Annotated in this window: 11 protein-coding genes and 1 pseudogene; 10 read left to right on the forward strand and 2 right to left on the reverse strand. The window is 49.7% G+C overall.

The features are described from left to right. Positions 1-14: 14 nt before the first annotated feature. Both metC and yghB read left to right on the forward strand, forming a co-directional pair. Positions 15-1,202, forward strand: coding sequence for a cystathionine beta-lyase (gene metC / locus D9738_RS02000; RefSeq protein ID WP_130208039.1), 1,188 nt, complete (start codon positions 15-17; stop codon positions 1,200-1,202). A gap of 138 nt (positions 1,203-1,340) precedes the next feature. Beyond that, the gene (yghB, locus tag D9738_RS02005; protein WP_064529651.1) at positions 1,341-2,000 is read left to right on the forward strand and encodes a DedA family general envelope maintenance protein YghB; all 660 of its coding nucleotides are present in this window, start codon (positions 1,341-1,343) and stop codon (positions 1,998-2,000) included. Between the two features lie 39 nt (positions 2,001-2,039). On the opposite strand, the gene yqhC is transcribed toward yghB, so the two are convergent. Continuing rightward, on the reverse strand, positions 2,040-2,939 hold the full coding sequence (yqhC, locus tag D9738_RS02010; RefSeq protein ID WP_138158408.1) for a DNA-binding transcriptional regulator YqhC: 900 nt from the start codon (positions 2,937-2,939) through the stop codon (positions 2,040-2,042). Positions 2,940-3,132: 193 nt separating this feature from the next. Between yqhC and yqhD the strand changes: the two genes are divergently transcribed. The 5 genes from yqhD to yqhH all read left to right on the forward strand — a co-directional run bounded on the left by yqhD (position 3,133) and on the right by yqhH (position 6,956). Continuing rightward, positions 3,133-4,296, forward strand: a complete 1,164-nt coding sequence (gene yqhD, locus D9738_RS02015; protein ID WP_130208043.1) for an alcohol dehydrogenase — start codon at positions 3,133-3,135, stop codon at positions 4,294-4,296. 103 nt (positions 4,297-4,399) lie between these two features. Then, complete coding sequence (dkgA, locus tag D9738_RS02020; protein WP_130259449.1) at positions 4,400-5,227, forward strand: 2,5-didehydrogluconate reductase DkgA; 828 nt, start codon at positions 4,400-4,402, stop codon at positions 5,225-5,227. Positions 5,228-5,426: 199 nt separating this feature from the next. Beyond that, positions 5,427-6,353, forward strand: a complete 927-nt coding sequence (locus D9738_RS02025) for a YbjP/YqhG family protein (protein WP_130259450.1) — start codon at positions 5,427-5,429, stop codon at positions 6,351-6,353. A 35-nt stretch (positions 6,354-6,388) separates the two neighbouring features. After that, positions 6,389-6,637, forward strand: a complete 249-nt coding sequence (locus D9738_RS02030; protein ID WP_130259451.1) for a hypothetical protein — start codon at positions 6,389-6,391, stop codon at positions 6,635-6,637. A gap of 61 nt (positions 6,638-6,698) precedes the next feature. Then, the gene (yqhH, locus tag D9738_RS02035) at positions 6,699-6,956 is read left to right on the forward strand and encodes a lipoprotein YqhH (RefSeq protein WP_130210313.1); all 258 of its coding nucleotides are present in this window, start codon (positions 6,699-6,701) and stop codon (positions 6,954-6,956) included. A 40-nt stretch (positions 6,957-6,996) separates the two neighbouring features. Here yqhH and D9738_RS02040 read toward each other — a convergent pair whose 3' ends face one another. Continuing rightward, positions 6,997-9,216 (reverse strand): YgiQ family radical SAM protein, encoded by a 2,220-nt coding sequence (locus D9738_RS02040; RefSeq protein ID WP_130259452.1) that lies wholly within the window; start codon positions 9,214-9,216, stop codon positions 6,997-6,999. Between the two features lie 249 nt (positions 9,217-9,465). On the opposite strand from D9738_RS02040, the gene D9738_RS02045 reads away from it, so the two are divergent. The 3 genes and pseudogenes from D9738_RS02045 to D9738_RS24980 form a co-directional block, all read left to right on the forward strand. Further along, entirely contained in the window at positions 9,466-10,215 is a 750-nt protein-coding gene (locus tag D9738_RS02045) for a FadR/GntR family transcriptional regulator (RefSeq protein WP_130210319.1), read from the forward strand. Between the two features lie 376 nt (positions 10,216-10,591). After that, positions 10,592-12,064: a mannitol dehydrogenase family protein gene (locus D9738_RS02050; protein WP_130259453.1), complete on the forward strand. Its 1,473-nt coding sequence runs from the start codon at positions 10,592-10,594 to the stop codon at positions 12,062-12,064. After that, positions 12,061-12,182 (forward strand): annotated as a pseudogene (locus D9738_RS24980) (hypothetical protein); the annotation flags it as partial. The gene D9738_RS02050 and the pseudogene D9738_RS24980, both read left to right, overlap by 4 nt.

Here is a 12,182-nt window from a genome sequence, read left to right on the forward strand (position 1 = left end):
ACAGGAATCCCAACATGGCAGACAAACAACTTGATACTCAACTGGTCAATGCAGGACGTAGCAAAAAATACACTCTCGGCGCGGTAAATAGCGTGATTCAGCGCGCCTCTTCGCTGGTCTTTGACAGTGTGGAAGCCAAAAAACATGCGACGCGCAATCGCGCCAATGGCGAGTTGTTCTATGGACGGCGCGGAACGTTAACCCATTTCTCCTTACAAGAAGCGATGTGCGAACTGGAAGGTGGCGCAGGTTGCGCGCTGTTTCCTTGCGGGGCGGCAGCGGTTGCCAATTCCATTCTTGCTTTTGTTGAACAGGGCGATCATGTGTTGATGACCAATACCGCCTACGAGCCGAGCCAGGATTTCTGTAGCAAAATCCTCAGCAAGTTGGGCGTAACGACATCATGGTTTGATCCGCTGATTGGTGCCGATATCGTTAAACATCTGCAGCCAAACACTAAAATCGTGTTTCTGGAATCGCCAGGCTCCATCACCATGGAAGTCCACGACGTTCCGGCGATTGTTGCCGCCGTACGCAGTGTGGTGCCGGACGCCATCATTATGATCGATAACACCTGGGCTGCCGGAGTGCTGTTCAAAGCTCTTGATTTTGGTATTGATGTTTCTATTCAGGCCGCCACCAAATATCTGGTAGGGCATTCGGATGCGATGATTGGCACTGCTGTGTGCAATGCCCGTTGCTGGGAGCAACTGCGGGAAAATGCCTATCTGATGGGGCAGATGGTCGACGCCGATACCGCCTATATGACCAGTCGTGGCCTGCGTACACTGGGCGTGCGTCTGCGCCAACATCATGAAAGCAGCCTGAAAGTGGCAGAATGGCTGGCCGCACATCCGCAGGTTGAGCGAGTTAACCACCCTGCTCTGCCAGGCAGTAAAGGCCATGAGTTCTGGAAACGAGACTTTACAGGTAGCAGCGGACTATTTTCCTTTGTCCTGAAGAAAAAACTTAATGATGAAGAACTGGCGAACTATCTGGATAACTTCAGGTTATTCAGCATGGCCTTCTCATGGGGCGGGTATGAATCCTTGATCCTCGCGAACCAGCCAGAACATCTCGCCGCCATCCGCCCGCAAGGTAAGATCGATTTTAGCGGCACCTTGATTCGCCTGCATATTGGTCTGGAAAACGTCGACGATCTGATTGCCGATCTGGACGCCGGCTTCGCGCGAATTGTGTAACGTTGCCAATTTGGACAATTTTGCAGACATTTAATTGTGAATAGTCTTAAATTGTTGCGTCCGGGATCAAGGCGTCCCGGACGATTCAGGAGTACAATAGTCAAATTAAGGCTTAAACGCTGTTCCACAGGAAAGTCCATGGCTGTTATTCAAGATATTATCGCTGCGCTCTGGCAACATGACTTTGCCGCGCTGGCGGACCCTCACATTGTTAGCGTTGTTTACTTTGTCATGTTTGCCACGCTGTTTTTAGAAAACGGCCTGCTGCCCGCCTCATTTTTGCCTGGCGACAGCTTGTTGATTCTGGCTGGCGCATTGATTGCCCAGGGGGTTATGGATTTTCTGCCAACAATCACGATTCTGACTGCCGCAGCCAGCCTGGGTTGTTGGTTGAGTTACATTCAAGGGCGCTGGCTGGGTAATACCAAAACGGTGAAAGGCTGGCTGGCGCAGCTTCCGGCCAAATATCACCAGCGCGCCACCTGTATGTTTGACCGCCACGGTCTGCTGGCGCTGCTTGCTGGACGTTTTCTCGCCTTTGTCCGCACGCTGCTGCCAACCATGGCGGGGATTTCCGGACTGCCAAACCGCCGCTTCCAGTTTTTCAACTGGTTAAGCGGGTTGTTATGGGTCAGCGTGGTAACCAGTTTTGGCTATGCCTTAAGCATGATCCCGTTTGTAAAACGCCATGAAGATCAGGTGATGACGTTCCTGATGATCCTGCCGATTGCCTTGCTAACCGCTGGCTTGTTAGGCACGCTGTTCGTGGTGATTAAAAAAAAGTACTCTAGTGCCTGACGATTTCCTCCGTTCCCGGTGGCCATGCCGGGAACGCATTTAACTCCCCTGCATCGCCCGCATTCTGGCTGCATCTTCTCCCGGCGTCACACCGAAATAACGTTTAAACTCACGGCTAAATTGCGACGCGCTTTCATAGCCGACACGCATCGCCGCCGCGCTGGCCTTCATGCCGTCGTGGATTATCATCATTCGCGCCTTATGCAGACGGTAATTCTTCAGATACTGCAACGGCGAGGTACTGGTGACAGACTTAAAATTATGGTGGAACGCCGAAACGCTCATATTGGCTTCTGCGGCCAGTTGCTCAACGCTCAGGTTTTCGGTGTATTTATTCTCAATTCGTTTCAGCACGCGGCTAATCAGGCTGAAATGCGTCTGGCGACTTACCAGTGCCAGTAACGCGCCGCCGCAAGGCCCCGTCAGCACATAGTAAAGAATTTCGCGGATAATCTGTTTACCGAGAATGCGCGCATCCAGCGGTCGTTCCATCACATCCAGTAACCGCTCCGCCGCGCATAAAATCTCTTCGGACAATGTAGCGGAATTTATACCGCTGGCAGCCATCGACGGCTGGAAATGTTCATCTTCGCCAATGTCCATCAACAGCTCTTGTAACTGCAAAATATCGACATTGAGACGCACCCCCGCCAGCGGCACCTCTGGCGTGGCATAGGTTTCGCACTCAAACGGCAACGGCACCGTCAGCAGCAGGTATTCATTGGCGTCATAGCGAAACACGCGTTCATTGATATAACCGATTTTATGCCCGGAAAAGAGAATTATGATGCCAGGTTCATACATCACTGGCGTACGCGCACCGGGGTTCTCACCATACAATAAGCGCACATCAGGCAACATATCTGACAAACTATTTTCTTTATCTTTCAGTCTATTAATTTTATCCGTCAGTAGGCGGCATATCTCTTCACGTTTCATATCGCGTAATTTCTTAGGAATAATGCGGCAATTTGATTGTGCGCAATTTTGTACCATTTCTCCAGCACTCTGGAGAAATAGGCAAGACATTGGCAGAAATGAGCATTGAGAGCCACGACGCAGGCGACCACAATGAAAAACATCAGGCAGACCGATCTCTGCCCTCATATTGACCCAGCAAAGGGAGCAAGTAATGAACAACTTTAATCTGCACACCCCAACCCGCATTCTGTTTGGTAAAGGCGCAATCGCTGGTTTACGCGAGCAAATTCCTCATGGCGCCCGCGTATTGATTACCTACGGCGGTGGTAGTGTGAAAAAAACCGGCGTCCTCGATCAAGTTCTGGATGCATTGAAAGGTATGGACGTGCTGGAGTTTGGCGGTATCGAACCAAACCCGTCTTATGAAACGCTGATGAACGCCGTAAAACTGGTTCGCGAACAGAAAGTGACTTTCCTGTTGGCGGTTGGCGGCGGGTCCGTGCTGGATGGCACCAAATTTATCGCCGCAGCGGCTAACTATCCGGAAAATATTGATCCGTGGCACATTCTGCAAACGGGCGGTAAAGAGATTAAAAGCGCTATCCCGATGGGCTGTGTGCTGACGCTGCCAGCGACCGGTTCTGAATCTAACGCGGGCGCGGTTATCTCCCGTAAAACCACTGGCGACAAACAGGCGTTCCATTCTGCCCATGTTCAGCCGGTATTTGCCGTACTAGATCCGGTTTATACCTACACCCTGCCGCCGCGCCAGGTGGCTAACGGCGTAGTGGACGCCTTTGTGCACACCGTAGAACAGTATGTAACCAAACCGGTTGATGCCAAAATCCAGGATCGCTTCGCAGAAGGTATTTTGCTGACGCTGATCGAAGATGGTCCGAAGGCCCTGAAAGAACCAGAAAACTACGATGTGCGCGCCAACGTTATGTGGGCGGCGACCCAAGCGCTGAACGGTTTAATTGGCGCAGGTGTACCTCAGGACTGGGCAACGCATATGCTGGGCCACGAACTGACCGCTATGCACGGTCTGGATCACGCACAAACTCTGGCTATCGTCCTGCCTGCTCTGTGGAATGAAAAACGCGACACCAAGCGTGCGAAACTGCTGCAATACGCTGAACGCGTCTGGAACATCACCGAAGGTTCCGACGACGAGCGCATTGACGCCGCGATTGCCGCTACCCGTAACTTCTTCGAGCAATTAGGCGTGCCGACGCATCTTTCCGACTACGGTCTGGACGGCAGCTCTATCCCGGCATTGCTGAAAAAACTGGAAGAACACGGCATGACCCAACTGGGCGAAAATCATGACATTACGCTGGAAGTCAGCCGCCGCATCTACGAAGCCGCCCGTTAAGCTTTTTACGCCTCAAACTTTCGTTTTCGGGCATTTCGTCCAGACTTAAGTTCACAACATCTCACCGGAGCCTGCTCCGGTGAGTTCATATAAGGAGGAACGTATGGCTAATCCAACCGTTATTAAGCTACAGGACGGCAATGTCATGCCCCAGCTGGGACTGGGCGTCTGGCAAGCAAGTAATGAGGAAGTTATCACCGCTATTCAAAAAGCGTTAGAAGTTGGTTATCGTTCGATTGATACCGCCGCAGCCTACAAGAACGAAGAAGGTGTCGGTAAAGCCCTGAAAAATTCCGCACTTAACAGAGAAGATCTGTTCATCACCACTAAACTGTGGAACGACAACCACAAGCGCCCCCGCGAAGCCCTACTCAACAGTCTGAAAAAACTCCAGCTTGATTATATCGACCTCTACTTAATGCACTGGCCCGTTCCCGCAATCGACCATTATGTCGAAGCATGGAAAGGAATGATTGAGCTGCAAAAAGAGGGATTAATCAAAAGTATCGGCGTCTGCAATTTCCAGATCCACCATCTTCAGCGCCTGATTGATGAAACTGGCGTGGCGCCTGTTATTAACCAGATAGAACTTCACCCGCTGATGCAGCAACGTCAGTTGCATGCCTGGAACGCCACACACAAAATCCAGACCGAATCCTGGAGCCCATTAGCCCAGGGCGGGAAAGGCGTATTCGATCAGAAAATCATTCGCGATCTGGCAGATAAGTATGGCAAAACCCCGGCACAGATTGTTATCCGCTGGCATCTGGATAACGGTCTGGTCGTAATCCCGAAATCGGTCACCCCTTCACGAATTGCTGAAAACTTCGATGTCTGGGATTTCCGTCTCGACAAAGACGAACTTGGTGACATTGCAAAACTCGACCAGGGTAAACGCCTCGGCCCCGATCCCGACCAGTTCAGCGGCTAACGCACAAATTCTCCCGGTAGCGGTAATGTTCCGCTACCGGACTTTTCAGAAATCATTTATTCCCCTCGCCTCCCGCCCGTTGTTACTCTCCCCTGTTCAGGAACACCAAATATAAGGACATCATCATGCGGAGCTGGAAGCTCTTAAAGGAACAACTCATCTACACCAGGGATAAACGCGATGGAGAGGTGAAAAACAGATGAAAATAATGGTTCTGTTTTTGGCAGCCTTTTTAAGTTTTACCCTCCAGGCGCAATCCCTCTCGCTAACCGCTGAACAAACAGTCAGGCAGATTTATCAACACTATACCGGTGGGGCTAGCGTTCCTTATTTCGCTGATAACAGTGAGCAAGCAATAACATCAACGCGAATGCAAAAGGCACTAACCTTGAATGACAATCTCACACTGCCGGGTAATATTGGCTGGCTGGATTACGATCCGGTTTGCGATTGTCAGGATTACGGCGATCTGGTGTTAGAAAGTGTCGCGGTTACTCAAACGGATGCCGATCACGTAGATGCCCTTGTGCGCTTTCGTCCCTATAAAGACGATAAAGAAAAGACCACGCAAACACTGAAAATGGTGGCAGAAAATGGTCGTTGGGTGATTGATGATATTGTCAGCAATCATGGCAGCGTCTGGCAGTCAGTTAACGGTGAGAATGAAAAAATATTGGCGGTACTGGCATCGCTGCAAAAAGAGCAGCCTGAAGCCTATGTCGCCGAGTTGTTTGACCATATCACTCATTATAGCTGGCCCTGGACGTGGGTCGTTTCCAACACCTATCGCCAGGCTGTTAATGCCTTCTATAAAACTACCTTCAAGACTGACAGTAACTCCGATGAAGATATGCAATTAGAGCGGCAATTTATCTACGACAACCCAATCTGTTTTGGCGAAGAGTCGTTATTTTCACGCGTTGATGAAATTCGTGTGCTGGAGAAAACTGCCGACTCCGCTCGTATTTATGTTCGTTTTGCATTGACCAATGGCAACAGCGAAGAGCAAGAAATTGTTTTACAGCGGCGTGAGGGTAAGTGGGAAATTGCCGATTTTATCCGCCCAGGCGGCGGAAGTTTACTTAAACAGATTGAAGCGAAGACTGCCGCCAGATTACAGCGGTGAGCGGAATAATTAATACCAGATAAAGGAAACTGGAAATGAATAATCAACTGTTACTCTTTTTTCTAATGTTCATACTCACAGGCTGCGTCAGTAATGAAAAAATCAGTCATGTAGAAAATGATATTCATCTGATAAATATAAAAGTCGAACAACTCCAACAGAATATCAACGCTTTACGTCAGGAAATTCAGGTAGCGAAAGAAGCGGCAGAAAAAGTTAACACACGGCTGGATGATGCCGGAAGATGGCCAGACGGAATTTGGGCGCACCCGCCACGGTGGTAATACTCCACTAAACATCAATCAACTATTAATCATAACAATAAAAAACAGGGAGAAATAAATAATGAAAAAGACTTTCAGCGTGGGAACACTAATTCTGGTAACCGGCTTATTAAACGGGTGCGTCAATGAGCAAAAGGTCAATCAACTGGCGAGTAATGTGCAAACATTAAATGCCAAAATCACCCGACTTGAGCAGGATATGAAAGCATTACGCCCACAAATCTATGCGGCAAAATCTGAAGCTAACAGAGCCAATACGCGTCTTGATGCGCAGGACTATTTCGATTGCCTGCGCTGCTTGCGTATGTATGCGGAATGACAAAACAATCCCCGGCAGCATTCTGTTACCGGGGATTTTTTTAACGTCCGACCGCTGCTTTAGGGCGTTTCTTCGCGCCAGCATTCACCGGACGAGATTGCGTAGACGACGCTTTTTTTGCCGTAGCAGGCGTCTGACGCTGGGTCGCCATCGGCGTATGTTTGGTCAACGCCGGACGGGTATTGCGGTTCTGACGGCGAGCTTCGCGCATCTCTTCAATGGTTGGCGCAGGCACTAAGCAATCGCGACGGCTGCCAATCAGATGCTTTTTACCCATTGCTTCCAGCGCCTGACGGATTAACGGCCAGTTTGCCGGATCGTGATAACGCAACAACGCTTTATGCAAACGACGCTGTTTGTCGCCCTTCGGTACGAAGACGTCTTCACTCTTATAACCAATCTTCGCCAGCGGGTTTTTCCCGGTGTAATACATGGTGGTCGAGTTAGCCAGCGGCGATGGGTAGAAGTTCTGTACCTGGTCGAGGCGGAAGCGATGCTTTTTCAGCCAAAGCGCCAGGTTCACCATATCTTCATCACGCGTACCCGGGTGCGCGGAGATGAAATAGGGGATCAGATACTGCTCTTTACCTGCCTGTTTGGAATAGGTATCGAACAGCTCTTTAAAGCGGTCATAGCTCCCCATGCCCGGCTTCATCATCTTCGACAACGGCCCTTCTTCGGTATGTTCCGGGGCAATCTTCAGATAACCGCCGACGTGATGGGTCGCCAGCTCTTTGATATAGCGTGGATCTTCTACGGCGATGTCATAACGCACGCCGGAGGCGATCAGGATCTTTTTAATCCCTTTCAGATCGCGCGCACGGCGATAGAGGTTGATCGTTGGTTCGTGATTCGTGTCCATATGCGGACAAATATCCGGGTAAACGCACGACAAACGGCGACAAGTTTGCTCGGCGCGTGGCGATTTGCAGCGCAACATATACATGTTGGCAGTTGGCCCACCGAGATCGGAAATCACGCCAGTAAAGCCAGGAACGGTGTCGCGGATCGCTTCAATCTCATTAATGATCGAATCTTCCGAACGGCTCTGAATAATGCGCCCTTCATGCTCGGTAATAGAGCAGAAAGAGCAGCCGCCAAAGCAGCCGCGCATAATATTGACCGAGAAACGAATCATTTCGTAAGCAGGAATACGGGCATTACCATAAGCAGGATGCGGCACACGCTTGTACGGCAGTGCAAAGACGCTGTCCATCTCTTCGGTAGAAAGCGGAATAGCAGGCGGGTTGATCCACACATAGCGGTCGCCATGTTTTTGCATCAATGCGCGGGCGCAGCCTGGGTTAGTTTCGTGGTGCAGAATACGCGAAGCATGGGCGTACAGGACTTTATCGCTCTTCACTTTCTCGAAAGAAGGCAGCAACACGTAGGTTTTTTCCCACGGTTTCGGGCGCGGTGGCTGCACGGTAACGGCTTTGGCTTCTTGTTTTTTCGGCGCCACCGGTTTGTTATCCGCGCACGGCAAATCTTCGCCATACGGATGCGGGATCGGGTCGATTTTGCCCGGGGTATCGAGACGGGTGGAATCCACGCCGCTCCAGCCTGGCAGCGCCTCTTTCACGATAATCGCGGTATTACGCACATCGCGGATTTCGCTAATCGGCTCGCCCATTGCCAGACGGTGCGCCACTTCCACCAGCGGACGCTCACCGTTACCGAACATCAGCATGTCGGCTTTAGAATCCACCAGCACCGAGCGGCGCACGGTGTCAGACCAATAATCATAATGCGCGGTACGACGCAGACTGGCTTCAATACCGCCGAGGATCACCGGCACATCTTTCCACGCCTCTTTACAACGCTGGGTATAAACCAGTGTGGCGCGATCCGGACGCTTACCTGCGACGTTATCCGGCGTGTAAGCGTCGTCATGACGTAAACGGCGATCGGCAGTGTAACGGTTGATCATCGAGTCCATATTGCCTGCGGTAACGCCGAAAAACAGATTCGGTTTACCCAGACGCATGAAATCGTCTTTGCTGCTCCAGTCCGGCTGGGCGATGATCCCAACGCGAAAGCCCTGCGCTTCCAGCATACGACCGCAAATCGCCATCCCGAAGCTTGGGTGATCGACATACGCGTCGCCAGTAACCAAAATGATGTCGCAGCTATCCCAGCCAAGTTGATCCATCTCTTCACGAGACATCGGCAAAAACGGTGCCGGTACAAAACAGGCGGCCCAGTACTGCGGCCAGGAGAACAGGTCGCGATCCGGTTGGATCAGGGAGATAGAGCTCATTTTGCTTCCAGAAATGGTAAAAAAATAATCAAAGGCCGGGGATTATACGCTGTATCACGCGCGGAAATGAAGTGATGTTGATAAACGGTGACGAAATACCCTGGTGAAGTTTTCACTGCCGATCGGGGCAAACACATTTAAGGCTAGCGGTATCGTGGCAACTGCCGCTACTATTTATGCCGATCAGCAACGTTCAGGTCATGTTGCACGACGATCGGCTATCCGAGGACACCCACAGTAAGGCAAGGTATGGAACAGGTTATTACAAAGCGCCGCTATTACGATATTGGTCTACAGATTGAAGAGTTGCTGTATTCAGGCGTATTCAAAGCCGGAGAGCGCTTACCTTCAGAACGTGAACTGAGCGAGCGGTTTAATACCAGCCGGACTACCATTCGTGAAGCCATCATTATGCTGGAACTGAAAGGCGTACTGAATGTGAAGCAAGGGTCAGGGATCTTCTTTGTCGATTCCACCGATAAGCTCAATCAGAAATCATTAATGCCTTATTCAGAAATTGGCCCGTTCGAACTGTTGCAGGCGCGCCAGGTGATCGAGAGCAATATTACCGGTTTTGCAGCCAGCCAGATCAGCTTTAACGAATTACAAGAATTAAAGAAAATCATTAGCTTGCAGGAAAAGGCGATCGCAGCGGAAAGTGATAAATTTGAAGAGCTGGATCACCGATTTCATAGCCTTATTGCCGAAGCAACGCAAAATCGTGTGCTGATCAAACAAGCCGCCGAATTATGGCGGGCAGTGCGCACAGAAAACCCCCGCTGGAAGAAGCTGAACTACAAGTATTTGCACGAAAAGCCTTTGCGTCTGCAATGGCTGGAAGATCACCGGGCTATTGTCCTTGCGCTGCAACAGAAAGATTCAGAGCTTGCCAGAGAAGCGTCCTGGAACCATCTGGAAAACAGCAAAAATGAACTGATCAAAATCTTCAAACAAGACGCTTCCATTAGCGACTTTGATGACTTTTTCTTCGCTCGTTAACCTTCATTTATCCAGAGCTGACGTGAAAAATGACGCTGGCTCTGCATCCCCCCTCACCTGGTACACTCTATCTTGTTAATTGGTCTAATGAATTATCAACGGACTGATGATAAAGCGCGCTTTGCTCGTGCCGAATGCAGCGTGAATACCTAATCTGGCATAACAAATTAAAATTAAATACATTACACAATAATCGCCAGCCTGATCAGCGTAGCGCATCAGGCAGTTTTACGTTTGTCATCCATCTCAAATCACTTCCTCTTGTTCTGTTCCGTACTTTTACCTTTCTCTGCAAGCGTGATGCATCTCTCTGTTTTTGGTCTAATGAATTATGTAAATTGGTCTACACACACCAACTACCAGGAGTAAGCACATAATGTCAGGGAACGAGAGCATCACTGTCGCCCACCATGATCAGGTCACCACCTGGCCTCGAGACGGGTTACAGGCTGATATTGTCCATATTGGTTTTGGCGCTTTTCATCGCGGACACCAGGCTGTCTATACTGATCTTACTAATCAGCTTTCGAACACCCGCTGGGGGATCTTTGAAATCAACCTGTTTGGTGATGCTCAACTGATCGAAAACTTAAATGCGCAAAATGGGCTGTTTTCGGTGGTGGAAACGTCTGCATCGCAATCTACCTCACGCCTTGTACGCTCGGTGACTGGCGGTATCCATACCCCCGTGGACGGTATTGCCGCAGCAATCCAGAAATTGACTGAACCTCAGGTAAAAATCGTTTCATTAACCATCACCGAGAAAGGCTATTGCCTCGATTCGCAAACGCGATCACTTGATCTCACCAATGGATTAATCAAACACGATCTACAAAACCCGGATGCGCCTCAGTCGGCTATTGGCTTGATCGTCTGTGCTTTGCAACAACGTAAAGCAGCCGGACTTGCCACTTTTAGTGTGCTCTCCTGCGATAACTTGCCTGACAATGGGCATCTGACGCGAAATGCCGTTCTCGGTTTTGCCCGCCAACTGGACCAGTCTCTGGCTCAGTGGATCGAAGAAAATGTCTCATTTCCAGGCACGATGGTCGACCGCATTGTTCCGGCAATGACCGAATCGCAATTCGCCTTACTGGAAACTAAAACTGGTTATGCCGATCCCTGCGGGATTGTCTGCGAATCATTTCGCCAGTGGGTGATCGAAGATAATTTTGTGCATGGGCGACCGGAATGGGATAAAGCAGGCGCGATGTTTGTCAGCAATGTTCAGCCTTATGAAGAGATGAAGTTACGCATGTTAAACGGTAGCCATTCATTTCTGGCTTATAACGGCTCACTGGCAGGCTATGAATTTATCTGGCAATGCATGGAAGACGCTAATTTTCGTTCCATTACCCGCCATCTGATGATCAATGAACAAGCCCGAACACTTAATCCTGATTTAAATATCGACGTCCAGGAATACGCCGACCTGTTAATTGAACGCTTTAGCAACCGTAATGTTGCACACCGTACGGGGCAAATCGCTATGGATGGTTCGCAAAAGCTTCCCCAGCGTGCGCTAACTCCCTGGCTTAAATTGCATCAGCAAAAGCAAAACAATGCTGTTCTGTCACTGCTCGTTGCTGGTTGGTTGCATTATGTCATTGAAGCTGTTGAGAAAAGCCAGTCTGTCGCTGATCCAATGAGTGAACAATTTCATGCGCTAATAAAGGAACAACAAGACGCATGGCAACAGGCGCTCGCATTACTGCACCTTAGCGCCATATTTGGTGAATTAAGTAATCATCAGCCCTTTATAAATGAAATAAAAATTGCCTTTGCAAATATAAAAAACAAGGGCATCAAGGCCACAATCAGCCAATTATTATCGGACGAGCAGAAATGAAAACATTAATTTGTCAGCAGCCTGGCGTTATGGAGTATGTGGAAAAGGATATTCCCGTGCCAGCAGATAACGAAGTGCTATTAAAAATTAAAGCCGTGTGTAGTGGATCACAAAATCA

It is taken from the genome of Escherichia sp. E10V5 (assembly GCF_004212315.1).
Classification (GTDB): Bacteria; Pseudomonadota; Gammaproteobacteria; order Enterobacterales; family Enterobacteriaceae; genus Escherichia.

Excerpts from the sequence above, each read along its gene's own strand:
- D9738_RS02040 (WP_130259452.1), bottom strand. The coding sequence starts at position 9,216 with ATGAGCTCTATCTCCCTGATCCAACCGGATCGCGACCTGTTCTCCTGG.
- yqhH (WP_130210313.1), top strand. The coding sequence starts at position 6,699 with ATGAAAAAGACTTTCAGCGTGGGAACACTAATTCTGGTAACCGGCTTA.
- metC (WP_130208039.1), top strand. The coding sequence starts at position 15 with ATGGCAGACAAACAACTTGATACTCAACTGGTCAATGCAGGACGTAGC.
- D9738_RS02025 (WP_130259450.1), top strand. The coding sequence starts at position 5,427 with ATGAAAATAATGGTTCTGTTTTTGGCAGCCTTTTTAAGTTTTACCCTC.
- D9738_RS02030 (WP_130259451.1), top strand. The coding sequence starts at position 6,389 with ATGAATAATCAACTGTTACTCTTTTTTCTAATGTTCATACTCACAGGC.
- D9738_RS02050 (WP_130259453.1), top strand. The coding sequence starts at position 10,592 with ATGTCAGGGAACGAGAGCATCACTGTCGCCCACCATGATCAGGTCACC.
- yqhD (WP_130208043.1), top strand. The coding sequence starts at position 3,133 with ATGAACAACTTTAATCTGCACACCCCAACCCGCATTCTGTTTGGTAAA.
- dkgA (WP_130259449.1), top strand. The coding sequence starts at position 4,400 with ATGGCTAATCCAACCGTTATTAAGCTACAGGACGGCAATGTCATGCCC.
- yghB (WP_064529651.1), top strand. The coding sequence starts at position 1,341 with ATGGCTGTTATTCAAGATATTATCGCTGCGCTCTGGCAACATGACTTT.
- D9738_RS02045 (WP_130210319.1), top strand. The coding sequence starts at position 9,466 with ATGGAACAGGTTATTACAAAGCGCCGCTATTACGATATTGGTCTACAG.
- yqhC (WP_138158408.1), bottom strand. The coding sequence starts at position 2,939 with ATGAAACGTGAAGAGATATGCCGCCTACTGACGGATAAAATTAATAGA.